The following is a 23,042-nucleotide window of genomic DNA, read 5'->3' as shown; positions in this document are numbered from 1 at the left end:
TATTAAGTTACGGGATTTTAAGCGGTTTTTGTTTTTATTTGATCATTTTAAAAGCAGATTTTATTTCTTCCGTTGCCTTTTCCGGGTCCGCGCTTCCCATGACAGCGGACACCACCGCCACGCCGTCAATATTTGTCCCGCTCAGCCGCGCCATATTTCCTTTGGAAATACCGCCGATTGCGACGACCGGAATTTGGACCGCGTTTTTAATTTCTTTCAGCGTTTGAATGGAAACGAATGCCGCATCGTTTTTTGTTGAGGTGGAAAAAATCGCGCCCACCCCCAAATAGTCGGCACCGTCCGCTTCCGCCGCCTTGGCTTCAGGGATGGTTGTCACCGACACCCCCAATATTTTGTCCGGCCCGATCAACTTTCGGGCGACCGCCGCCGGCAAATCACTTTGCCCAACATGAAGACCGTCGGCGCCGGAAGCCAGCATTATGTCCAGCCGGTCATTGATAATGAGCGGGATCTCGTATTTTTTTGTCCATTCCAGAATTTCTTGGGCCATTTTGTAAAACGTCAGCGAATCTACGTTTTTTTCACGCAGCTGAATAACCGTCGCGCCGCCGAGAATAGAGGCTTGAATTGTTTCCGTCATTTTAGCTGGCGGACACAAAAACCGGTCGGTGACAATGTATACGGAATAATCCGTATTTTTTTGTTTATTTTTTTGTTTATTCTTTAAAAACATAAATTTTGGCACCCGATTCCATTTCTTTTCTTCCGGCCAGGTACAGGTAATCCATCACTTTTTCCCGGAAAGTTCCAAGACCTTGTCCGGTCTTGTTGACATATTCGTAAGCCATTTCACCGGCCATTCCATTTAAGACGAATGCGGCGACCGTTGCCATCAAATAATCTTCTTTTTCCACAGCGCCGGCAAATCCGCCGGCCAAACAGGAAAGAACGCATCCGGAACCCGTAATTTTACACAGCATTTCATGCCCGTTTTCCACGAAAAACGTATTCATTCCGTCGGAAATAATATCTATTTTTCCGGTGGCGCCGACAACACAACCATACCGGACCGCTAATTCTTTGACGATTCCCGCCGCTTCTTTTGCATTTTCAAATGTAATAAAATCAGATGCTGCCGCATCCACGCCTTTTGTTTGTCCCAAAAAACCATAAAGAGCCCGGATTTCCGACATATTTCCCCGAATGATGTCCGGTTCGATTTCATCAATGATTTGCTTGGAAACAGAGTCACGCAGTGGCGTTGCGCCGGCACCGACCGGATCAAAAATAACCGGGATGCCAATAGCTTTTGCTTTTTTGCCGGCTTTGAGCATCGCTTCAATTTGAAGCGGCATTAAGGTTCCGATGTTGAGGACCAGAGCTTGGGAAATGGATACAATGTCTTCTACTTCTCTTAAATCTTCAGCCATAATCGGCGCCGCCCCGGATGCCAAAAGACCGTTTGCACACTCGGTAATGGTCACACGGTTTGTAATGCAGTGGACAAGTGGTTTTTTCATACGGAGCGTTTCCAAGTGATAGATTGCTTTTGTTTTTGCTTCATCGGATAAAATAAACATACGTTCACCTTGATTTAATCGTCATTATCGCAGTTATCGTCGATATCATCGTTATCGCAGTTATCGTCGATATCATCGTTATCGCAGTTATCGTCGATATCGATGTAATTTTTCAAAACTTTCCTTGTCGGCAATGATATTTAATTATGTTGAATGAACTTCGGATGATTCTTTTTATTTTTCCATTTTATTTGGGGTTATATTTCCGGTGATCGTATTTTTGTTTTTGATGCGGTCGTGTGTGTTATTGTATCTGCTTTTTCAGTTTATCTTTTCAATTTATCAATAGAAATGCGGGCCGGTTTTTACAAAACTTCTATTTTATGATAATTATTCATTAACTAAAATATCAGGAATTAAATATATGTATGATAAATATATTCTTTATAAAAGACCGCTAATTTTTTGCAATTTTAATTTTTTTAATTTCATTGAAAATGTTTGCAATAAAATTCCGGCGGATTTAGAAAAGTATCAAAAAAATGTAAAAGGAGATGTATGACGATGAAAAATACTTCAAAATTCTTACTTTTTGCAGGCTTGGTTTTTGTTGTTGCGTTTGCGGTCGGCGTTGCCGGCTGTTTGGACAGCAATGAACCGGAAACCGGCAATACGACTGTTGTTACAACGGAGACCACCGTGGTTTCTGAAATTCTTCCGGTCAATGTTTCCGTTGCCAACAATACCACATTAACCGTTCAAATGAAAAGCAACCCGACAACCGGATACACCTGGAATCTGACCAAAAATCCGGATGGAATTTTAAATGAAACCGGACACAACACCAATGTTTCTAATTCATCCATGGCCGGCTCTCCCAGCATGGAATCCTGGACGTTTGCGGGAATTACGGCCGGAACAACAACTTACACATTTGTCTACAACCGGTCCTTTGAACCCAACAGCACCATTCAAACTGTTCAGATTCAAACACGTGTCAACGGCGACATGACAATTGATGTTTTAAACATCAGCGTCTGGTAAATAAAAATAAAAAGAGAATAAAAGAGGAAAATCGGAAATGATTGATTGATCTTAAGTTGAATCATTTTTCGATTTTTTTATTTTTAAATTGAATTCGATTTCCTTTTTATTTTTAAATTGAATTCGATTTCCTTTTTATTTTTAAATTGAATTCGATTTCCTTTTTTATTTTTAAATTGAATTCGATTTCCTTTTTTATTTTTAAATTGAATTCGATTTCCTTTTTTATTTTTAAATTGAATTCGATTCCTTTTTTATTTTTAAATTGAATTCGATTCCTTTTTTTAAACTGAACTGTTTCAACTCATGTCTTTTGGATCTGTTTTCATGTATTCCCGAAGAACGGTGGTTGCGTAACTGCCTTTTGGAAGTTGAAATTCAATAGAAAGCGCTGTTTTTCCCGGGAAGTCTTCGTCTGAAATCACTTCCGTTTTGGGCTCCGCTTCCAGCAAGATTTCTTTTCGAAGGCCTCTTGATGCTGTTTCTGAAAATGCCGGAACTTTAAAATCATCTGCGCAAAATCCTGTTTTTTCAATCACGGCACGTTCGATTTGTCCGGGAACGCCGCTTGCAAGCGGCGTTTCCGATCCGAAAAGCGGGGCGGTAATAAAAGCACGCTTTCTTTTGAGCAAATGGTTAATCCCATCCACATTTTCCACATCCACGGTTTCTAAGCGGCCCGGATCCGGAATGTTTCCTTTCCGATAACAGACAATGTCTCCGATTTCGGCGCGGTTAAGCGAAAGGCCGGAACGGATGCGTTCGCAAATGATTTGGTTGAATAAATAAGATTGATAGGCGTGAACAAACATCGTGTAGAGGTTTTTGGGAAGCACCATAAAGGCACCTTTAAAGTCGCCGGGATGTGAAATTAAATGATTGAGGAGCGCTTTTTCGTGTCCCAGATGGTCCGGCATTTTTGCAAGACCCCCTTTGAAATCTTTTGTTTTTGCGATGTAGTCGCGCGCTTCTTTTGTATGTTCCGGCTCGTCCGGATAGGATTCGGCAATGTATCTGAGAACCGCTTTTTCCAAATCGCCGGAGAGAATATCTTGTCCGACCAAATGCGTCATCGGCCGGGTTGTTCCAAAACGCTGGATACCGAAAAAATTCGGAACGCCGCCGGATGCTTGAATTTCCGCGGTTGTTTTATCCGCCATTTCTTTTACTTCTTTTGGCAAAAAATCAATGTTTCGGATAATGATTTTAAAATAGTTTCCGTCCAAATCCCCAAGGCTGACCGGATTTTGTGCCCTTCCGATTACTTGAATGGAAATGTCTTTCATGCGGACTTTTTCCAGTTCTTCGGCTGAAATATCGTACACGCTCATTTTTTGAACCGTGACGGCCCGTTTGTCTTTGGTTCCGGCGTAACTGACGCGTTTATGGCTGATTCCTAAGCAATTGGAAAAGGCCTTGAGAAAATGATTGGTGTCCCAATTGGTTTTGGTCAATTCAAAAACAAGATGTTTCGCATTTTTGTTGGAATCGCCGGCCGGAATTGTTTTGATTTCGGAAATTTCCCGGACACAAAAATCTTCCGGCCGGTGCCTTAAAATTCCTTTGATTCCGCATGTATCCGTTTCATAAAGCAAAATTCCGATTTGTTTTTCAAGATCCGGAACCGAAATATTTTCAAAGCAGGTGTTTTTTTCATTCATAGAAGCACCGTCGTGTGATCAGAGAATAATTAAGAGTATTTGAAAGATTTTGAAAAAAAATTGAAAGATTTAAGCCTTTTAAAGCCTTTAGAGCATTTTAAAGACTTTAGAGCATTTTAAAGCCTTTTAAAATCTTTTAAAGTCTTTTAAAGTCTTTTAAAGCCTTTAGAGCATTTTTAAATGTCCGGTAATTTTGTCAATTCGTTCTTCCGCTGCCGGTCCAATTCCAAGAACTGTGATGGTTCCGGGAGCGATTTCCGTTCGTCCCGCGTCAGTGATAAGCGCTGTCGGAAGTCCTTCCCGTCGGGCTTTTTCTTTGAGTTCAAAAAGTTCCTGCAAGCTGTTTGCTTTTAAAACCACTTTTTTTTGCCCGCCGGCTTTCCAAGCGTCAAGTTCGCGTTTGTCCGCCCATTCGGCTGCGGAAACAGCGGCATGTGCGACTTGAACGGCGAGTTTTCCGGGAGATAATTTCAAATCCGTTCTCATGACAATGCATTGCTTATATTCGCTCATTTTCGGGCTCCGATTACTTATTTGAATAATAAATTAAAAATATGAGGCATCTTTTCAAATAAAAAACAAACGGAGATCAACTATAAAAATAACTCCATTCCTAAAAATTTCTCCGCATTGATTCAGAATTTTACAAAAGAGGGAAACTTGCCGCCAAGGGTCGCTTTCACAAACAGATCCCAACGATTGTGAAAATAATGATTCCGGAGGGACAGGTTGACAAAACCAGTCGCCATCGCTGCAAAATAGACAAACGATTGCCGTCATCCCATAACTGTAAACAGATACGGCAATCCTAAAGCCCCAAATTGTTGCCGCAATTTTAAAAATTTTAATAAAAAGACCCTTTTCGTTTTGTTGATTTTTTTAAAAATATTTGTCGCCATAATGCGCGCATGCTGCCGACAAAAGCAAAAAACCATAATAAGGAACAAAGAAAAAAGAAAAACAAGAAAAATAAAAAAAAGCAAGAAAAATAAAGAGAAATAGAGAAGCGGAGATGAAAAATCGGAGTTCAAATTTAAATAAAAAAGCCTGAGCCTTTCACGGATTTTGCTTATTTTATTTTGTTTTATTTTGTTTTATTTTGTTTTATTTTGTTTTATTTTGTTTTATTTTGTTTTATTTTGTTTTATTTTATTCCAATTTATGAAGTCTTGTTGCGCACGCACATTTTTCAGCTTTCCCGGTTTCACAATATCTTTTAAAATATTCCATTTGATTGGTTCCCTTTTCCGTTATTGAAAATTCGCAAAACATCAGGAATTTTTTGTACGTATCCGGCGCAATTACGTGTTCCATTTTGCAGGCATCTTCTTCCGCAATGATTTCAGAAACGCCCAACGCCATGAGGAAATCCTTAATGGTTGTGTATTTTTCCTTTGTTTCTTTGGCGGTTTCTTTTCCAAGAGGCGTCAGCGTCACGCCGCCATATTTTTCATAATTGATGTAATTTTCATCCGTCAGTTTTTTCAGCATGCCGGTGACGCTGGACGGACCAACGTCAAGCACACGTGAAATGTCTTTCACTTGAGCATATCCTTTCTCGGAAATGATCTTATCAATGGCTTTTAAATAATCCTCTTTTCTTTCAGATGTCATGAAAACCTCTTCCACATTCTTTTTTTATAATTTTTCCATTTATTTTTTCGTTATTTTTCCATTTATTTTTTCATTATTTTATTATATTTTTTGTTGCTTTTTTTTTCTGTTTTTGCCGTTTTTATTTTTACATTTTTAATTCATAAAACGAAAATATTTAACCGAGATGAAATTATTTTCATATTCCCTTTAAATTATATAAATTTATTCGACGCATTCTCCATAAATCAAGTTAAACGGTATATAGTTTAATGATTGTAAGAGTTTGTGAAATGAATTTCATTCATAAATTTCAAATTGAAATATTTTTGGTTTCTATAATTATTTTCATTTTGATTTATTCTTTCAGTCTCTATTTTTTCGATGGGTATTACTTTTACTTCTCTTCGTAATACTTATATAAAATGAAAGGGTATGTGGTTATTTACTTTGTTTATCTTTTGTCATTTATTTTATTATTTATCATTTTATCATTTTTGTCATCCTTGACGGGTGGACGTCAAGTTTTACATTAAAAATTGTAAAAAAAGGTTAAAAACATGAGCAAAAAAGAGACTTTATTGTTGGTGGGACACGGAAGCAAATTACCCTACTCCAAACAATTGTTGATGGATGTGGCGGAAAAAGTGAAAAATTCCGGGCGGTTTGAAAATGTGGAAATCGGACTGATGGAATTTAACGAGCCGACCATTCCTCAATCTTTGAAAAAAATAATTGCCGGAGGTTCTAAAAAAATTACGGTCGTTCCGGTATTTTTAGCACCCGGAACGCACACCGAAAAAGATATCCCACGCATTCTCGGACTTTTAAAAGACAATCAAGACCACCACCAACACTGCCACGACAACGGAATTGATCACGAACACCATGACGATGATCATAATGATGACCACGACGATGACCATGATGACGACCACAAAAACAACCATGATGGAAAAAAATGCGGCCACGGACAGGGTCACGGGCATGGGCACGGACATCATGGTCACCACCATGATTTTGAAAATGTTGAAATTCCGCGGGATGTTGAAATTATTTACAAAAAACCGATTGGTGCCGATGACAGGATTGCGGAAATTATCATGGAGCGCGCGTTAGGCATTTAACCGTTCCGGAAAAATTTTCATTTTTCCTTTATCTATTTAATCCTTTTCGTTGTTTTTTTGTTTTTCTTATTTTTTCATTATTATTTTTTTTGGCATTTTTTTCATCAGATATGAGGAATCATTATAGATTTAGACGTGTTTTCCTTTGAACGAATGTAAATCATACACTTACCGATACTGTTTTTTAAGGTTGACATATAAATTCAAAAGATTTAGCCGATATTGATTTTAGTTGTTTTTTTAATTTTAAAAGATAAAAATAGTTGAATAATATAGGATTCCACTAATATAAGATATTATCATGATAATTAATGGAAAGCTATTTATACCACTAAAATTACGTCATTCATTAACAGGTCGACTAAAAGCCTGTATAACAAGGAGGTTTTTAAATGAAAGTGAAAGGATTTGCGATGTTAGGCATCGGAAAATTGGGTTGGATTGAAAAGGAAAAGCCGGAAGTCGGGCCTTATGACGCATTGGTAAAGCCGATCGTTTTGGCTCCTTGTACGTCTGATATCCACACCGTTTTCGAAGGTGCCATTGGAGACCGCCACAACTTAATTCTCGGACACGAGGCCGGCGGCGAAATTATTGAAATCGGAAGTGAAGTGAAGGATTTTAAAGTCGGTGACCGCGTGGTTATTCCGGCCATTACCCCGGACTGGCGTTCTCTTGCCTCCCAGGATGGCTACCCGCAGCACTCCAACGGAATGCTCTCGGGCTGGAAATTCTCCAACATTAAAGACGGGGTTTTCTCGGAAGGAATTCACATCAATGACGCCGACATGAACTTGGCAAAAATGCCCAAAAATATGCCTCTTGAACAGGCGGTTATGCTCTCCGACATGGCGTCGACCGGAATTCAGGGCGCAGAACTTGCCAACATTAAATCCGGAGCATCCGTCGCTGTTATCGGTATCGGGCCGGTCGGACTTATGGGTGTTGCCGGAGCTGCTATCCACGGCGCAGGCCGTCTCTTTGCGGTCGGAAACCGTAAAGTTTGTACGGACTTGGCTCTTGAATATGGTGCAACCGACATTGTCGACTACAAAAAAGGTGACATTGTCGAACAAATCTTAAAAGCAACAAATGGCAGAGGCGTTGATGCCACCATCATCGCCGGCGGCGACTCCAACGCGATTTTGGAAGCCGTGAAAATGACAAAGCCCGGCGGAACCATTTCCAACGTCAACTACTTCGGAAACGGCGAAACTCTTCCGATTCCGCGTGTGGAATGGGGTTGCGGCATGTCCCACAAAGACATTCGCGGCGGGCTCGTTGCCGGCGGACGCTTGAGAATGGAACGGATGATTGACCTTTGTACTTACAAGAGAATCGCTCCGGAAAAAATGGCAACCCACACCTTTGATGGGTTTAAAAACATCGAAAAAGCCCTTTTATTGATGAAAGAAAAGCCCAAAGACTTGATTAAACCGGTCGTTTTCATCGAGTAAAAAAAGAGCAAAGCATAGGATGAATCTTTAATTAAAAAACAAAATAAACTTCAGCCCGATGTTTTTCATCGGGCGTTGTTCATTTCTCCTTTTTTTTTCAAAAAATAGCATAAAAACGATTTCCCTTAAAAAACGATAGTGACAAAGCCAATATCATAAGTATTTATTTGTTAATATTATATTTTTCCGCCATTTTTTCATGATTTAAGAATTGGCTGCAACTGTTTACAATTTCAGAATTGCCGCAATCTGTTTGCGGTTTTGAACGTTGCCACAATCTGTTTGCGGTTTTGAGCGTTGCCACAATCTGTTTGCGGTTTTGAGCGTTGCTGCAATCTGTTGACGGTTTTGAGCGTTGCTGCAATCTGTTGACGGTTTTGAGCGTTGCTGCAATCTGTTGACGGTTTTGAGCGTTGCTGCAATCTGTTGACGGTTTTGAGCGTTGCTGCAATCTGTTGACGGTTTTGAGCGTTGCTGCAATCTGTTGACGGTTTTGAGCATTGCTGCAATCTGTTGACGGTTTTGAGCATTGCTGCAATCTGTTGACGGTTTTGAGCATTGCTGCAATCTGTTTGCGGTTTTGAGCGTTGCTGCAATTGTTTCAGCACATGTTTTCTTGTCAACTGGTATTTCCGATTAAATCAGATGCATTCTGCATCTGATTTAATCGGAACGATTCTTCGGGATAGGATAATAAATGTTTATTTTTGTTACTTTTGTTTCATCTCTTTTGCCTTCGTTTTCATTATTTTCGTGTTCATTATTTTCCATTCTTATCATTTTCATTCCGATCGTTTTCGTTTTTGGTTGTTTTGTTCCTTTTATTTCATAGAATTTCCAAAATGAATAAATTAATATACTCATTTTTATTTTTAAATAATAATATATCTTGAAAATGAGTGAATTGAGGAATATGATGAACAGCAAATATGAAACCATGGATTCAAAATCCATCGACAAAGACATTATTCAAAACCGGATGGATTTTATTCAAAAATCGCGGGAAGACAAAAACCTTGAAATTATTGAACTTGAACTCAATTCCGCGGATCAAATTTATAATAATATGGATCCCTCCCCGTTTTACGAGCGCGAACTCAACAACAATGCCGATCAATATATTTTTTCCGCGGTCGAAGAAGTGCCGCTTCGAAAAAAAATGCTTTTGGTAATTTACGCAAGAATCGACAAAGAACTGACGGAAAAAAAAGAAAACGTCGTCAAAGACGCGATTCATATGCATTTTGAGCGAAAAGCCAAATCTTTGGAACGGCAAATGCGCAAAAAAACAAAGACGGTCGGATACAGCACCATTCTCGGATTTATCTTCCTCGGATTTTGTTTGGCCGCTTCTTATTGGTTGACGGTGAATGCCGGCGATAATTCATTTTCTCAAGTCCTGGGACAAGGCCTGGCAGTCATCGGATGGGTCGTTCTTTGGAATCCGGTGGAATATCTCGTTTTTGACCGGTGGGAACCGCGAAAAGAAATCCGCCTCTGCAAAAAAATCAGCAAAACAGATATTGAAATCATTCCAATCAGTCGTGAATCGGATGAAAATAATAAATAAAAAGAAATAAAAAAATGGAAAAAAGAAATAAAAAACGAAAATGGAAAAAATAAAAAAATGAAAAGCGGTTTCATCCAAAAACAGCGGATTTAATCGCTTTCTTTCAAAATATTCAAGATTAAAGACTCCAATTCATCCCGGTTGACGCTTCTTTGTTCGTTTTCGGTCAAAACTTTGACATCATCAAACAAACGGTCGAAATCCGCATCCGAAAGCGTATACCCCATACTTTTGATAATCCCGGCCAACGCCTTTGTACCGGTGTGTTTTCCGACAATTAAATTCCGTTGTCCACCCACCATTTCCGGCAGGAATAATTCATACGTTCTCGGGTTTTCAAGAATGGCCGCAACGTGAATTCCTGATTCGTGGGAAAAAGCATTTTCCCCGACAACCGCTTTGTTAATCGCCGGAATGATTTTGGAAGAGCAAGCGACTTCTTTAGATAAATTCACCAAATTTTTCAAATCGTACCGCTCAAAACCATATTGGACACGCAGACCCACCAAAACCTCTTCCAGTGACGCATTTCCAGCTCGTTCTCCAATTCCGTTGACCGTCGTATGCAGCTGAAACGCTCCGGCTTCAGCGGCCGCCAAGGTATTTGCAACTGCCATTCCCAAATCATCATGACAATGAATGCAAATTTTCGTGTCAACCGCATTGTAAATTTTGTCCACCAAATATTTGGCGGTGGTCGGATTTAAAATCCCGATCGTGTCGGCAATGCTGACATAATCCACTTTTCTCTCTTCCGCTTGCTTAAACGCGCTGATGAGGCGGTCAACCGGCGTCCGTGTCGCGTCTTCCGCCGCGAAACGAACCCCAAGACCGTGGTCTTTGGCATATTCAATGGCATCCATCGCAACGCCCAACATTTCATCCAATTCCTTATGGTATTTGTATTTCAAATGCAGATCCGACATCGCCAAAAACACGCTGACAATGTCCACATCACAATCCAGTGCGATTTCCACATCTTTTTTGGTGGACCGGCAAAGACAGCAAATTTTCGCGTCCAGACCCATTTGGGAAATACTTTTGACAATATCTTTTTCCGAGTCGGAAACCACCGGAAATCCGGCTTCAATCACTTCAATTCCGATTTCATCCAAGTGAGACGCAATCGACATTTTTTGTTCTTTGGAAAAAGCAACCCCGGGTGTCTGTTCGCCATCGCGAAGCGTGACGTCGCAAATCTCAATATCGATTTTTCGGATGTCAACAAAGTCCATCAGTTTGTTGCGGCAATATTCCGGATAATGTTCATCATTTTGCATTTCGAAATTCAGCCCTTTGTTTTTGAATAGTTTTTCTCAATTTTATTCTATTTTATTCTAATTTTTAATTTTTTTTAATATTTAGTATTATTTTCAGCTTTAATTATAATTATTGAAAAGTAAGTATAAGAAAAATACCGGATATTTATGTCTTTTCCAAGAACTTTTTTAAATATTTATGAAAAAATGTATGAAAGAACATGAAAAAATAAAAAATAAAAATATGGAAAATAAGAAATAAGAAGAATAAGAAAAATGGATTAAACATCCGGCACTTGTGTTTGTATTTTATTTTTTTCCATTTCTGCCAACTGTTTTCTTTCCAAATATTCTTCTTCGATTTCTTCTTTTTCAAATTTGTCCAAAAATTTCGGGAACGGAATAAAACCGCTGATTAATGCTGCGACCGTCAACGGAATTAAAAATCCGAGCGGGAAGAACGCGACAAATAAAATCACGGTTGCCGCCGGTTTTTTCAAAATGACCGTAACCAAAGAAACGGACACAATCGCCGCACAAAAAGCCGGTTCCAACGGAAAAATGGAAGAAACCGCATATCCAAGAGTCATTCCCGCAAAAATCGCCGGGAAGATTTGACCGCCGCGCCATCCGGACATGATACAAAACCGGGTGAGAAACAATTTTGCCAAAACAATCAGAAGCAATGTCAATGCCGTCAGTGACATCCAATTCGCCGCCATTTCTCCGATTTGAACTTCTCCGGAAAAAAGCGTATACGGAAAAATCATTCCAAGAATCCCGAGTGCAAGCCCGCCCAAAATCGCCGTCAGAATTTTATGATTTTTCAGCGGCCGAAGAATGATTTTGATGATATAGCCGAAAACGGAATAAATCCATGCAAAAAAAACGCCCAACAAAACGAGCGGTACAAGAGCTAAAATTTCATTCCAGCCGAATGATACGGAATCATACCGGTAAAATCCGCCGAGCGGGAACCAATGCGAAAGCAGGAAATAAGTTCCAAAACCGGCAATGGCCGCGATTAAATATAAATAAATTTTTGATTTTTTCGGAAGGACAAAAGATTCTTCCTCTTTTAAAATTTGCCTGAAATTTTCCTCAAATTCAAATTTTTCAGATTCAAAATGATTGGGTTCGGATTTTCCAAATTCAGATTTGTGCATGCTCTTTTCATTTGAATTTGTGTCATGAAATTCGGATTTGAATTTTTTGGTTTCCACTTTTTGAATAAAAAGGGAATTGGCTTCTTCCTCTTCCTCCACCGTTTTGGCGACACCAAAAAACGGAGAGCCGAAAATGGTTCCAAGAGTTGCCGCCATTCCAATTTCAGACAACGCCTGAATGGTTTTGGCCGAAGCTTTGACGTGGTCGCCAATCCATGTACATAATCCTCCGAGAATGCCGGCAAGACCTGCTTCCGGGCCGATGCTGCCACCAAAAATCAGCGGGAGAAACGCACAAAGAACAATAACCGGCAAATTTTTGTATTCAATTCTTTTGCTCTCTTTAGCTTCCAAAAGAACAACCGAAAGCGTCGGCGGCAAATTACCATATATTTTTTTGGTGATTCCAACCAAGAGACCGCCGATTAAACAAATGACAATCGGATAATATGCAAAATCAATATGAGACGGAATATCCACCCATAAAAATTGAATGCCCAAATTCATCAATTTTAAAAATAAAAAAGTCACAATTCCCGTAAAAGCGCCCAAAAATAAAGCATAAAGAGCAAAAACAAGATTACTTTTTATGCTGCCGTTCATTCTTTAATCCTCCGAACAATCCGATAATATTTTATTATTTTATTTTATTTTATTTTATAAGATTTTTTTATAATTTATTTTTTAATGACTTGTTATTTTATAATTCTTTTATAATTTATTCTGTTTTTAATTATTTGGATTCAATGGACGCGTTAATAGCAATTTCGGCAATGTTCATGCTGTAATCTCCGATTCTTCCGATACTGTCCATGACAATGCGAAGAGCCAGCGCGTTTTCAAAAGACAATTCGGTCGGATTATCAAATTTATCGCGGTTGAATTTGCTGATGAGCATATTCATTGTTTTCTGATTTTCGATGGCTTGGTTGGCCAACTTGGCGTTGGAGCTGTAAAGCGCATCCATCGCTTTTTCCGATGTTTGTTTAGCCAGCAAGCTGATTTTTTCAATTTCGCCTAAGGTTTCGGCATTAAATTTGGGTTTCATGGTCAACACCACGCGCGCGATTTTTTGGGAGTGGTCGGCGATTCTTTCAATCGGTGCGGACGCCATCCTATAATCATGATATTCCTCAACCGTTGCCTCACTGGTATCCAAAAAGTCGGTCCCGCAAAGAATGGACTTGAATTGTTTTGAAATCACCAAATAGAGGCGGTCCACTTCATCATCCCGCTCATCGACATCGGTGGCCAGATCCAAATCACAGGTTTTTAAGGAAATAATCGCATCACAGAACATGGAATTGGAAATCAGATACATCCGCTGAATTGCTTTTTTGATGGACAGATCGTTGGGATTGAGCAAATCCTGAACCAAAACACTGTTAGAGTTTTCTTCAATAATTTCAGGACCGATTAATTTGTAGCAAATGGTGCGCAGAATCTTTTTTTGTTCGGCCATGATTTTGGGAGACACGAATTCAATAATATCATAGCCGGCTAAATAAGCAGCAATGAAATCGCGTTCTAAAGCTTGTCCGGTAATGTTGGTGATATCAATGGTTTTTTTTCGAATCGGCTTTGAGTCGATGGTCGGGCAAATTAATAATTTCCCATCCGGCTGCGGTTGAATTCCGACCCGAATTCCGGCGGAAATTCCGACTTTGTCCGCCCATTGTTTGGGAAGGGAAATAATATAGGTTGAGCCTCCTGTTTGCTGTACTTTTCTGGTCTCCATAATTTGTCTCCATTTTTTGCATCAGTTCTAAAATAATAATCAAATAATAATCAAAAAAATAATAAATAATAAAAAACTAAAAAATAAAATTGATTTTAGAAGGGGATAAAATGTTTGAATCTATATATATTTTGATAATTTACATATATCTTTGATGAAAATAAATTATTTCTATAAAATAACATTATGTTTTAAAAAAAGGCATATTTAAAAGTACAAACCATGTTTTCGTTGGTTTTTTATCTTTTTCTGTTTGCTTTTCTTGTTTTTCTGATTTTTCTGATTTTTCTTGCAGAGAGATTTTATAATTTCTTTTCCTTACTTTGTTTTATGATTCAGAAGGGATATGGGTGCGCTTTTGGAGGCGGAACAATAATTAATGCCATCGCATCCAAAAAAGGTTCGGCGTTTGCGACGGAAATGAAAACATATGCGCAAGTGATTATTTCCGATTCAAAGAACGGAAACAAAAAAATATCCGGCCGGAATTTGAATGACCCGGACATGAATCCGTATTTAATGGAGCGGTGCGTGGAACTTGTTTTGGAGCGGTTCGATTGCAAAAAGACGGCGGAAGTTTGGACAAAAAGTGACATTCCGGCAGCCGGCGGTCTTAAAAGCAGCAGTGCGGCGGCAAACGCGTGTGTCATGGCGGCTTTGGACGCGCTCGGCATCCAAGTCCAGGATCCCGATTTTGAATATAAATCTCACACCGACTCCCAATCCAACACTCAACCCAACACCCAACCCAACTCCACATCCGGTTTGACCATTGACCCGTTGGATGTTGTAAAATTGGGCGTTTCTGCCGCCAAAGATGCGAAAGTCACGATCACCGGCGCTTTTGACGACGCTTGCGCATCGTTTTTTGGAGGTGTCGTTTTAACCGATAATTCAAAGATGCACCTCCTCAAAAGAGAGGAATTTCACTATGACGTTTTGATTTTAAGCCCGGATTTTTTGGTTCACAGTTCCCAAACAAATGTCCAACGGTCGGTTTTGATGAAAGATCTGGTGGACATAGCATTTGATTTGGCATCGGCCGGCTTGTATGAAAAAGCAATGAAACTCAACGGTCTTTTGTATTGCGCAGCACTCGGTTTTGACCCGAAGCCGGCGGTTTTTTGTATGGAAGCCGGACAAAACTTTGGAATCGTCTCCGGACTTTCTGGAACAGGACCTTCTTTTACAGCTCTTTTCCCACCGACAAGAGAAAACGAAACACAAAAATCCAAAGAAATCCTCCAAATCCGGCAAAATGTCAAAGAAGGCTGGAATTTAATGTGCCCAAAGAGCCGTATTTTTGAAACAAAAACATGCAACAGAAACGCTGTTTTTGAAAGTTCTCTTTTTTCTGAAAAAATGAAATTGGAAAAAAAAGATTTAATAAATTGTGCATGAAAAATTATAAAGAGATTGATTTTCGGAGTTTTTCAGATTGACGATTGTATTGGGAATTGAAGGAACTGCCTGGAATTTGAGTGCGGCGGTTGTGGATGGAACAGATGTTTTGGTCGAAGTGACGCACACATACCGTCCGGCATCCGGCGGAATTCACCCGCGAGAGGCTGCTCAGCACCATGCGGCACACATCGGTGAAGTCATCGACGCGGTTTTTGCGGAACTGGAAGCAAAAGGCATTTCCCGAAATGAAATTGATGCCGTCGCATTTTCGCGGGGACCGGGTTTGGGTCCGTGCCTTCGGATTGTCGCGACCGCCGCGCGCATGATTTCTCAAATCCTTCAAAAACCGCTGGTCGGCGTCAACCATTGTGTGGCGCACATTGAAGTCGGAATTTGGAAAACGGAAGCGACGGATCCGGTTGTGTTGTATGTCAGCGGTGCTAATTCTCAAGTTCTTTCCTATCAAGACGGCGCCTACCGCGTCCTTGGAGAAACTTTAGATATCGGTCTTGGGAATTCACTGGACAAATTTGCGCGATCGGCCGGACTGCCGCACCCGGGAGGACCATTGATTGAAAAATACGCGAAAGACGCAACCTGCTACCTTGAACTTCCTTACACCGTCAAAGGCATGGATTTCTTTTTTTCAGGGCTTTCGACGGCAGCCACTCGTCTTTTAAATGAAAATAAAATGCCTGAAAAAGGATGTAAAACACCTGAAAAAGGATGCAAATCCGCGTCCAATGAATTTAATGAGGAGTTTTTGGCCAACATTTGTCATTCTTATCAGGAAACCGCTTTTGCAATGGCGGTTGAGGTGACGGAGAGGGCGTTGGCGCACACGGGAAAGTCAGAAGTTTTATTGGCCGGCGGCGTCGGAGCGAATTCGAGACTTCGGGAAATGTTTGATTGCATGTGCCAAGAGCGCGGCGCCCGCTTTTATGTCCCGGAAAAAAGATTTATGGGGGACAACGGCGCGATGATTGCATACACCGGACTTTTGATGTACAAAGCCGGAGACGTCCTTTCTTTGGAGGAATCGACCGTTGACGCCGGCTTTCGGGCAGATTATGTTTCCGTGACGTGGAAAAATAAAAATCCGGTTCATGTGGAGGCGGAAATTCAAAAGATGAGAAACGGCGCTGAAGCCGTCATTTCTGTGGAGCCGGGGGTATTCGGAGGCGGATTTGATCCTGCGACATCCATCCCCTTTCCGGCCGAATTGAAGTCCTTCGGCTTTGAAATTCCAAAAAGAAAAATGATAATCAAGGAACGTATTTCAAAAGGATACCGGTTGGATATTTTAGACAGCCGGATTCGAAAGGAACGGACGAAAATTGAAGTCCGCATGATGACGGAAGCGCGCCGCGCCGGAGTTTTGACGCCGGTTGTCTACGGCGTTATGGAGGCGTCCATTCACATGGAACTCATTGACGGAATTCCGCTGAAATTCGTCATTTCAAAATTCGAATCCAATGATGTTTTTTTGGAAAAATCAGGGATTGAAGTCGGAAAAATGGTTGGAAAACTGCATGCGGCAAATATAATCCACGGAGATTTAACGACATCGAATATGATTTATATCGGCGCAAATGATGCAAAAAGTATGGAAAAGGATGCCGATGCTTTTAAAATTTATCTGATTGATTTCGGACTTTCGGCGACTGATAAAACAATTGAGGCAAAAGGTGTTGATGTTCATGTTTTGTTCCGGACGCTGGAGAGTTCTTACAGAAATGCGGACAAGTTGATTGCGGCGTTTTCAAAAGGGTACGCGTCTGAATTTAAGAATGCGGACAGCGTCTTAAAAAGAACGGAAGAAATCAAGTTAAGAGGGCGTTACATTTAATTCGGCCGGCCGGCAGACAACCGAAAGTCCTTGTAAACAGTTTCAAGCGACTGATAAGAAGCAAAGAAGAAAAAAAGAAAAAAAGGTGGATTTTATGACAAACCAAAACAATACCGGTCAATCCTATTCTGAAAAGTATTCGAATCAACCACAAGAGAATCAACCACAAGAGAATCAATCAAAAGATCCGGTTCAAAAGATTGTTTTTGTGACGGGAAATTCCGGAAAATTTCATGAAATTCGTGCGGTTTTGGCGGATTTCGGAATTGAAGTGATTCAAAACAAAAGCGATTATCCGGAAATTCAGGCGGATGATTTGGAGCCGATCGCGGCGGAAAGTGCGCGAGCCGCAGCCAACGATTTAAAAATTCCGGTAATGGTCGACGATTCCGGTCTTTTCATTCAGGCACTTAACGGCTTTCCTGGCCCGTATTCCCGTTTTGTGGAAGACCATCTCGGGAATGCACGCGTTTTAAAGCTGATGGATGGAGAACAAAATCGTGCGGCTTATTTCAAAACCGTGATTGCTTTTTGTAAACCCGGTGAAGAACCACTCACTTTTTCAGGAACGGTGGATGGAAAAATATCCTACGATGAGCGGGGAGACGGTGGTTTTGGATTTGACCCGATTTTTGACTACAATGGAAAAACATTCGGTGAACTGGGGACAGAATTTAAAAATATGATTTCTCACAGGCGGCGCGCGCTGGATCAATTTTTGGAATATTTGAAAAAATCCGTGGAATGATCTTTTACTAAAATTTATAAAAATCAGGTCCACCGCTTTTATTTTGGCTGCGGTTTTTAAATTTCACAATTTGCTACGATCTGTTTACAGTTATAGAATTGCTGCCGCCGCGAGCGTTATGGCGACAAATTTTTAAAAAATCAACACAAAGAAGGGGGAACTTTTCTTCAACAAAATACAAATCTTTGGGTTTATTTCCAATTTTAGCGCTGCTGCAACCGTTGATGGTTTTGAGCTTGCTGCATTTTGTTTCCATCCACACATCTATTCAAAATAATTAATTCAAAAAATTCGAGATGCGAAGCATCTCGAATTTTTTAGAAGGTTTTCTTGGACTCGGAATAATAATTGTTTTGAATTATTCGGACTCGGAAAATAGTTTCATTTTCGTTTTTTATTCTCTTTCTTTAAAATTCATCATTCGAGCCGCATTCAAAACCGCAATTAACGTAACACCGACGTCCGCAAAGACCGCTTCCCACATTGTCGCGATTCCAAACGCGCCGAGAAGCAAAAAAATGCCTTTGACCGCAAAGGCGAAAAGAATATTTTGCCAAACAATCCGGATGGTTTGTTTGGAAATCTTAAACGCCGTGACCAGTTGAGATGGTTTTCCGTGCATTAAAACGACATCTGCCGCCTCAATGGCAGCATCCGATCCGATTCCGCCCATCGCAATTCCAATGTCCGCCCGCGCCAAAACAGGCGCATCGTTGATACCGTCGCCGACAAATGCAATCTTATTTTTATTCTTGCTTTTATTTTCATTATTGCTTTTTGTTTCATTTTCGTTTTTATTTTCATTATTGCTTTTTGTTTCATTTTCGTTTTTGTTTTCATGACCGATTTGGTGTTCCCGTTCGATTTTTTCCAACATTTCCACTTTCTGGTCCGGCAAAAGCTCACTGTAAACCCGGTCTATTCCCAAATGTGTAGAACAGGCATCTCCGACACTTTTTTTATCGCCGGTCAACATAATGATTTCTGAAATTCCCGCTTTTTTCAAATCCGAAATCGTTTGCTTGCTGTCCTCTTTAACCGCATCCGAAATAATGATTTTTCCGGCATAAACACCATCAATCGCAACGAATACATACGTTTGAACGTCGCCTGCGAAAAACTCATTCGGACCTAATTTCATCCTCGGATGAATGTTTTGAAACTCTGCGACATTGATATTTTCCTGCCGCATAAATTTTTCATTTCCGACCCATATCGTTTTTGAGTCGGTTTTAGCTTTGACCCCCAATCCGGAAAATTCCGTGTAATCAAAAACCGGCGTGTCTTTAAATTCGGATAACGGACAGGATTTTTGACAAGCCCGTTCAATGGAAAGCGCAATCGGATGTGTTGAAAAAGATTCAACAGCCGCACTGTAAAATAAAACATCCTCTTTGGAAAAACCATTTTCCGGCTGAATTTGAACAACTTCAAAAACACCTTTTGTCAAAGTCCCTGTCTTGTCAAACACGACCGTTTTGACGCTGTTTAAACCTTCCAAATAGTTGCTTCCTTTCACTAAAATTCCATGCTTGGACGCTGCCCCGATGCCGCCGAAGTAGCCGAGCGGAATGGAAATAACCAAGGCACATGGACAAGAAATGACTAAAAACACAAGCCCGCGATAAACCCATTCATTCAGCGTGGCATCCGGCAAAAGAAGTGGCGGGGCAAAGGAGATCAATGCCGCTAAAACGACAACAACCGGCGTGTAATAGCGGGAAAATTTTGTAATAAATTTCTCGGTCGGCGCTTTTTTAGACGACGCGTTTTCCACCATTTCCAAGATTTTGGAAACGGTTGAGTCTTCGTACGGCTTCTCGACTTGAACCAACAGCATTTTGTTTTGGTTAATGGAGCCGGACAAAACCAAATCTCCGGGGCGAAGTGTTCTTGGAACCGATTCCCCGGTCAGCGCGGAAGTGTCAACCAACGACTCTCCGGAAATGATTTTTCCATCCAAGGGAACCTTCTCGCCGGGCTTAATCAAAATCGTGCTGCCGACGGAAACTTCTTGTGAAGAAACACGCAAGAAGGCGCCCGAATCCAATTTTAAATTGGCATGGTCCGGACGAATGTTCATCAATTCCGAAATGGATTTGCGGGATTTTTTAACGGCCGCTTCTTGGAAAAATTCCCCGACTTGGTAAAAAAGCATCACAGCAACGGATTCCGGAAATTCCCCGATGACAAAAGCTCCCAAGGTTGCGATCGCCATCAAAAAGTTTTCATCAAAAACCTGGCCTTTGGAAATGCCCCGGATTGCGTTGAGGACGACGTCTCCGCCGACTAAAATGTAGCTGATAACAAACAATCCGAATTCAAAGAGATAGGAAAAATGCGAAGTCTCCGGCGTTGCCGAATCCAAAACGTGGGAAAAGTGCAGAGCGATGCCGATTAAAAATAATATGGCACCGGCACTGATGCGTACAAATTTTTTCTTGTCCACCAGTTCAAAAAACCGTTCGATTTTGGATTTTTGAGGCCGGGAATCCGTTTCGTCCAAAAATACCGCCTCAACCGTATTTTCATCAACGGCTGATTTTATTTTTTTCGGAGTGGAAGTCATTCCGCCTAATGAAATAACATCTGCTTTTGGTTTTTTATTTTCAATTTTATTTTCATTTCGGTTTTCATTCTGATTTTCATTCTGATTTTCAATTTTATCTCCGGAAATGCTGCATGTCATCGGTTTTTGAGAAGATGCTCCCGCCGGAACCGGACGTTTTTCTCCTTTTTTCTTTTCAATAACCTTTACGTGAGACTCGATGGATTTCACAATTTTTTCAATTTCCAAAAAGTGGTCGGCAGAATCTTCCTGCAGGACAATCAAAGTCGCCGTCATGAAATTGACAGTTGCCTCCGTTATTCCCGGGATTTTTGAGATGGCGGACTCAATTTTTCCGGCGCAGTTGGCACAACCAAGCCCGTCCAAAATATATTCTTTTTTTTGAATCATCTGAATTACCGATTTTATTTATTCGTTGTTTTTATTTTTGAACATTATTCATAACTATTTTTAAAAAAGTAATACGAATTCTTAATAAAAATGGATACTATATAAATTTGCCGAATTCGAGTGTTAAAAAACAATAGCATTCGTAACAAAAAGTAAAACAAACAGATAATGATTTATTGCTGAAATGTTTTTTGAAAAAAGGAATAAGGAATAAAAAAGGAAATAAATAGTAAAATAAAAAATACGTTTTCATTATAGAAATATTTGAAATAATTACGATTATTTATTTTAGAATCATTTCCATATTATTAAAAAATTGTTTAACATCTTCATGAATTTCATCAACTTTCATTTTTGATGCTAATCTTACTTTTGTTACACTAATTCCACAAACGTTTCTTATTTGGTGAAATAACGAATCACTGTCTTCAAATAACATTTTTTTCCCATCTAATGTTTCAAAAAGTCTCGCTTTTACATTTTCCCATGTTGAATTTGGTGGTAAAATGAGGTTTTGGCTTACAAAAAAAGAATCAATAATAACTTCACATTCTTGTGTATACAATGCCGCATCTTCTTGAATTACACGTTTCCATGCATCAGGAACGAAAAAATAACTATCAATATTTTTCCGTTTCCATTCATTACAAACAATCTGACCTTGTGGCATATTCATTGGATTTAAATCATTATCCAACAACAAAATGCGTTTTAAATCTGTATTTATCTGTTTTAATGCAGTATAATGTTTTTTAGATTTTTCATTCATTTCTTTTTTTGTAGTTCCACCAAGAATGTATGGATAAAATTTTACGTAACAATCTGATTTATTCAGTACATCTGCCCAAGATGATAATATTCGTTCATCATCCTCTCCCTCAACATATAGGATATATGGAGAATCTTGAGTACGAATTATGTCTATATTATCAATATCACTAAGAGCTTGAATTATCTCTTCATTATTTTCAATACGTTTTGGTCTTCCAGACATGATTGAAATAATCGAATTTGTATCAACACCTTTTATAAATTCTTCTGAATGTGAGGCAATTAAAAATTGAATATTTGTCTCTGCACTTTTTTGTTTGAAATAATTGACAACTTGTCTTTGAAGATTTACATGAAGATGTGCATCCGGTTCGTCAAAAAGAATAGTTGTTACACCCTTATATCCATGAAAAAACGCTAAAATCGTTAAAATCTGATGAAAGCCACTGCCACCAGAAATAATATCGAAGACTCTTTTTATTTTTGATTTTATTTTATATTCAACTGTAATCTCCGTACTAATTCCTTTTTTATATTCAGGAGGTAACAATTCAACATCAAACCATTTTTTAATTTGGGAATTAATTTCATTCCATTCTTTGTTTTCTACAACGGGTATTTCCTGATCCACTACACGATAAAGCAAGTTTCTGAGGACAGAACCCGGTTGTGCTTTTCCAACGTTTTGACGAATATTTCCATCATCAAGCCATTTTTCGTTTGTTTCTAAACCAGAAAACGGAGGAACATAAACTATCCGTGGTAGTTCATTTTCTTGGTCTAATTTTTTGAATTTACTCCATCCGATTTCAGGTTTTGCATAAACTGATTGTGGTGAAACATAATTTAATAATATGTTTAAATTTTTTTCAGCACCTGTTCCGTTTCTCCAAAAAACATTAATTTCAATATATACCGGTGTATTTTTTGTTGTTGTTTTGACAAGCCTATCTGTCCATAACAAATTAAATTCTGGTAAAGGTAAAGCTGTAAAATTTGGCAAAATTAATTGAATTGAACGTGTATCTCCGCTTTTATCTTCTATTCGAAATAAATCCACACAATATTGCCATATTGCTAGAGCTTGAAGTGCTGTACTTTTTCCACTATTGTTTGCTCCAACAATAATATCAAATTGGTCAAATTCAAATGTCTCTTCTTTTATTTTTTTGAAATTTTTGAGGACAAGTTTGTGTATCATATTTTTCCCATAAT

General features: G+C 39.5%; 18 protein-coding genes. 7 read left to right on the top strand and 11 right to left on the bottom strand.

Annotated features, from left to right (window positions below; genetic code table 11):
• Positions 1 to 34: 34 nt before the first annotated feature.
• Together thiE and thiM are read right to left on the bottom strand one after the other, a co-directional pair.
• On the bottom strand, positions 35 to 694 hold the full coding sequence (gene thiE, locus MsAm2_RS04010) for a thiamine phosphate synthase (RefSeq protein WP_338098468.1): 660 nt from the start codon (positions 692 to 694) through the stop codon (positions 35 to 37).
• Positions 678 to 1,541, bottom strand: coding sequence for a hydroxyethylthiazole kinase (gene thiM / locus MsAm2_RS04005; RefSeq protein WP_338098467.1), 864 nt, complete (start codon positions 1,539 to 1,541; stop codon positions 678 to 680). Before thiM ends, thiE begins: the two co-directional genes overlap by 17 nt.
• Before the next feature lie 504 nt (positions 1,542 to 2,045).
• Here thiM and MsAm2_RS04000 point away from each other — a divergent pair.
• Positions 2,046 to 2,525, top strand: a complete 480-nt coding sequence (locus MsAm2_RS04000) for a protease inhibitor I42 family protein (protein ID WP_338098466.1) — start codon at positions 2,046 to 2,048, stop codon at positions 2,523 to 2,525.
• A 299-nt stretch (positions 2,526 to 2,824) separates the two neighbouring features.
• Here MsAm2_RS04000 and truD read toward each other — a convergent pair whose 3' ends face one another.
• The 3 genes from truD to MsAm2_RS03985 form a co-directional block, all read right to left on the bottom strand.
• A complete protein-coding gene (gene truD, locus MsAm2_RS03995) occupies positions 2,825 to 4,186 on the bottom strand; it encodes a tRNA pseudouridine(13) synthase TruD (protein WP_338098465.1) in 1,362 nt (453 codons plus the stop codon).
• Positions 4,187 to 4,351: 165 nt separating this feature from the next.
• The gene (gene pth2 / locus MsAm2_RS03990) at positions 4,352 to 4,699 is read right to left on the bottom strand and encodes a peptidyl-tRNA hydrolase Pth2 (RefSeq protein WP_338098464.1); all 348 of its coding nucleotides are present in this window, start codon (positions 4,697 to 4,699) and stop codon (positions 4,352 to 4,354) included.
• 636 nt (positions 4,700 to 5,335) lie between these two features.
• Positions 5,336 to 5,800: a metal-dependent transcriptional regulator gene (locus MsAm2_RS03985; RefSeq protein ID WP_338098463.1), complete on the bottom strand. Its 465-nt coding sequence runs from the start codon at positions 5,798 to 5,800 to the stop codon at positions 5,336 to 5,338.
• A 539-nt stretch (positions 5,801 to 6,339) separates the two neighbouring features.
• Between MsAm2_RS03985 and cfbA the strand changes: the two genes are divergently transcribed.
• Together cfbA and MsAm2_RS03975 are read left to right on the top strand one after the other, a co-directional pair.
• A complete protein-coding gene (gene cfbA / locus MsAm2_RS03980; RefSeq protein ID WP_338098462.1) occupies positions 6,340 to 6,906 on the top strand; it encodes a sirohydrochlorin nickelochelatase in 567 nt (188 codons plus the stop codon).
• 392 nt (positions 6,907 to 7,298) lie between these two features.
• A complete protein-coding gene (locus MsAm2_RS03975) occupies positions 7,299 to 8,363 on the top strand; it encodes an NAD(P)-dependent alcohol dehydrogenase (RefSeq protein ID WP_338098461.1) in 1,065 nt (354 codons plus the stop codon).
• Between the two features lie 225 nt (positions 8,364 to 8,588).
• Here the strand turns inward: MsAm2_RS03975 and MsAm2_RS03970 are convergent, their stop codons facing one another.
• Positions 8,589 to 8,930: a hypothetical protein gene (locus tag MsAm2_RS03970; protein WP_338098460.1), complete on the bottom strand. Its 342-nt coding sequence runs from the start codon at positions 8,928 to 8,930 to the stop codon at positions 8,589 to 8,591.
• Between the two features lie 346 nt (positions 8,931 to 9,276).
• Between MsAm2_RS03970 and MsAm2_RS03965 the strand changes: the two genes are divergently transcribed.
• Positions 9,277 to 9,933: a hypothetical protein gene (locus tag MsAm2_RS03965; protein WP_338098459.1), complete on the top strand. Its 657-nt coding sequence runs from the start codon at positions 9,277 to 9,279 to the stop codon at positions 9,931 to 9,933.
• Between the two features lie 89 nt (positions 9,934 to 10,022).
• Here the strand turns inward: MsAm2_RS03965 and MsAm2_RS03960 are convergent, their stop codons facing one another.
• The 3 genes from MsAm2_RS03960 to MsAm2_RS03950 form a co-directional block, all read right to left on the bottom strand.
• Positions 10,023 to 11,213, bottom strand: coding sequence for a homocitrate synthase family protein (locus tag MsAm2_RS03960; protein WP_338098458.1), 1,191 nt, complete (start codon positions 11,211 to 11,213; stop codon positions 10,023 to 10,025).
• Between the two features lie 260 nt (positions 11,214 to 11,473).
• On the bottom strand, positions 11,474 to 12,961 hold the full coding sequence (locus MsAm2_RS03955) for a chloride channel protein (RefSeq protein ID WP_338098457.1): 1,488 nt from the start codon (positions 12,959 to 12,961) through the stop codon (positions 11,474 to 11,476).
• Between the two features lie 130 nt (positions 12,962 to 13,091).
• On the bottom strand, positions 13,092 to 14,096 hold the full coding sequence (locus MsAm2_RS03950) for a PhoU domain-containing protein (RefSeq protein ID WP_338098456.1): 1,005 nt from the start codon (positions 14,094 to 14,096) through the stop codon (positions 13,092 to 13,094).
• A 330-nt stretch (positions 14,097 to 14,426) separates the two neighbouring features.
• On the opposite strand from MsAm2_RS03950, the gene MsAm2_RS03945 reads away from it, so the two are divergent.
• From MsAm2_RS03945 to MsAm2_RS03935, 3 genes are all read left to right on the top strand, one after another.
• Entirely contained in the window at positions 14,427 to 15,497 is a 1,071-nt protein-coding gene (locus MsAm2_RS03945) for a shikimate kinase (protein WP_338098455.1), read from the top strand.
• A 37-nt stretch (positions 15,498 to 15,534) separates the two neighbouring features.
• Complete coding sequence (locus MsAm2_RS03940; protein ID WP_338098454.1) at positions 15,535 to 17,349, top strand: bifunctional N(6)-L-threonylcarbamoyladenine synthase/serine/threonine protein kinase; 1,815 nt, start codon at positions 15,535 to 15,537, stop codon at positions 17,347 to 17,349.
• Positions 17,350 to 17,443: 94 nt separating this feature from the next.
• On the top strand, positions 17,444 to 18,097 hold the full coding sequence (locus MsAm2_RS03935) for an XTP/dITP diphosphatase (RefSeq protein ID WP_338098453.1): 654 nt from the start codon (positions 17,444 to 17,446) through the stop codon (positions 18,095 to 18,097).
• A gap of 394 nt (positions 18,098 to 18,491) precedes the next feature.
• Here the strand turns inward: MsAm2_RS03935 and MsAm2_RS03930 are convergent, their stop codons facing one another.
• Both MsAm2_RS03930 and MsAm2_RS03925 read right to left on the bottom strand, forming a co-directional pair.
• A complete protein-coding gene (locus tag MsAm2_RS03930) occupies positions 18,492 to 21,056 on the bottom strand; it encodes a heavy metal translocating P-type ATPase (RefSeq protein WP_338098452.1) in 2,565 nt (854 codons plus the stop codon).
• Between the two features lie 283 nt (positions 21,057 to 21,339).
• On the bottom strand, positions 21,340 to 23,028 hold the full coding sequence (locus MsAm2_RS03925) for an ATP-dependent nuclease (RefSeq protein ID WP_338098451.1): 1,689 nt from the start codon (positions 23,026 to 23,028) through the stop codon (positions 21,340 to 21,342).
• Between the last annotated feature and the right edge of the window lie 14 nt (positions 23,029 to 23,042).

Origin of the sequence: Methanolapillus ohkumae (assembly GCF_032594355.1) — an archaeon.
Taxonomy (GTDB): domain Archaea; phylum Halobacteriota; class Methanosarcinia; order Methanosarcinales; family Methanosarcinaceae; genus Methanolapillus; species Methanolapillus ohkumae.
This window is presented reverse-complemented; position numbering and strand designations above follow the sequence as displayed.

Bases quoted from the DNA above. Each gene is read 5' to 3' on its own strand.
- thiE (WP_338098468.1), bottom strand. From the start codon at position 694: ATGTTTTTAAAGAATAAACAAAAAAATAAACAAAAAAATACGGATTAT.
- thiM (WP_338098467.1), bottom strand. From the start codon at position 1,541: ATGTTTATTTTATCCGATGAAGCAAAAACAAAAGCAATCTATCACTTG.
- MsAm2_RS04000 (WP_338098466.1), top strand. From the start codon at position 2,046: ATGAAAAATACTTCAAAATTCTTACTTTTTGCAGGCTTGGTTTTTGTT.
- truD (WP_338098465.1), bottom strand. From the start codon at position 4,186: ATGAATGAAAAAAACACCTGCTTTGAAAATATTTCGGTTCCGGATCTT.
- pth2 (WP_338098464.1), bottom strand. From the start codon at position 4,699: ATGAGCGAATATAAGCAATGCATTGTCATGAGAACGGATTTGAAATTA.
- MsAm2_RS03985 (WP_338098463.1), bottom strand. From the start codon at position 5,800: ATGACATCTGAAAGAAAAGAGGATTATTTAAAAGCCATTGATAAGATC.
- cfbA (WP_338098462.1), top strand. From the start codon at position 6,340: ATGAGCAAAAAAGAGACTTTATTGTTGGTGGGACACGGAAGCAAATTA.
- MsAm2_RS03975 (WP_338098461.1), top strand. From the start codon at position 7,299: ATGAAAGTGAAAGGATTTGCGATGTTAGGCATCGGAAAATTGGGTTGG.
- MsAm2_RS03965 (WP_338098459.1), top strand. From the start codon at position 9,277: ATGATGAACAGCAAATATGAAACCATGGATTCAAAATCCATCGACAAA.
- MsAm2_RS03960 (WP_338098458.1), bottom strand. From the start codon at position 11,213: ATGCAAAATGATGAACATTATCCGGAATATTGCCGCAACAAACTGATG.
- MsAm2_RS03955 (WP_338098457.1), bottom strand. From the start codon at position 12,961: ATGAACGGCAGCATAAAAAGTAATCTTGTTTTTGCTCTTTATGCTTTA.
- MsAm2_RS03950 (WP_338098456.1), bottom strand. From the start codon at position 14,096: ATGGAGACCAGAAAAGTACAGCAAACAGGAGGCTCAACCTATATTATT.
- MsAm2_RS03945 (WP_338098455.1), top strand. From the start codon at position 14,427: ATGATTCAGAAGGGATATGGGTGCGCTTTTGGAGGCGGAACAATAATT.
- MsAm2_RS03935 (WP_338098453.1), top strand. From the start codon at position 17,444: ATGACAAACCAAAACAATACCGGTCAATCCTATTCTGAAAAGTATTCG.
- MsAm2_RS03930 (WP_338098452.1), bottom strand. From the start codon at position 21,056: ATGATTCAAAAAAAAGAATATATTTTGGACGGGCTTGGTTGTGCCAAC.
- MsAm2_RS03925 (WP_338098451.1), bottom strand. From the start codon at position 23,028: ATGATACACAAACTTGTCCTCAAAAATTTCAAAAAAATAAAAGAAGAG.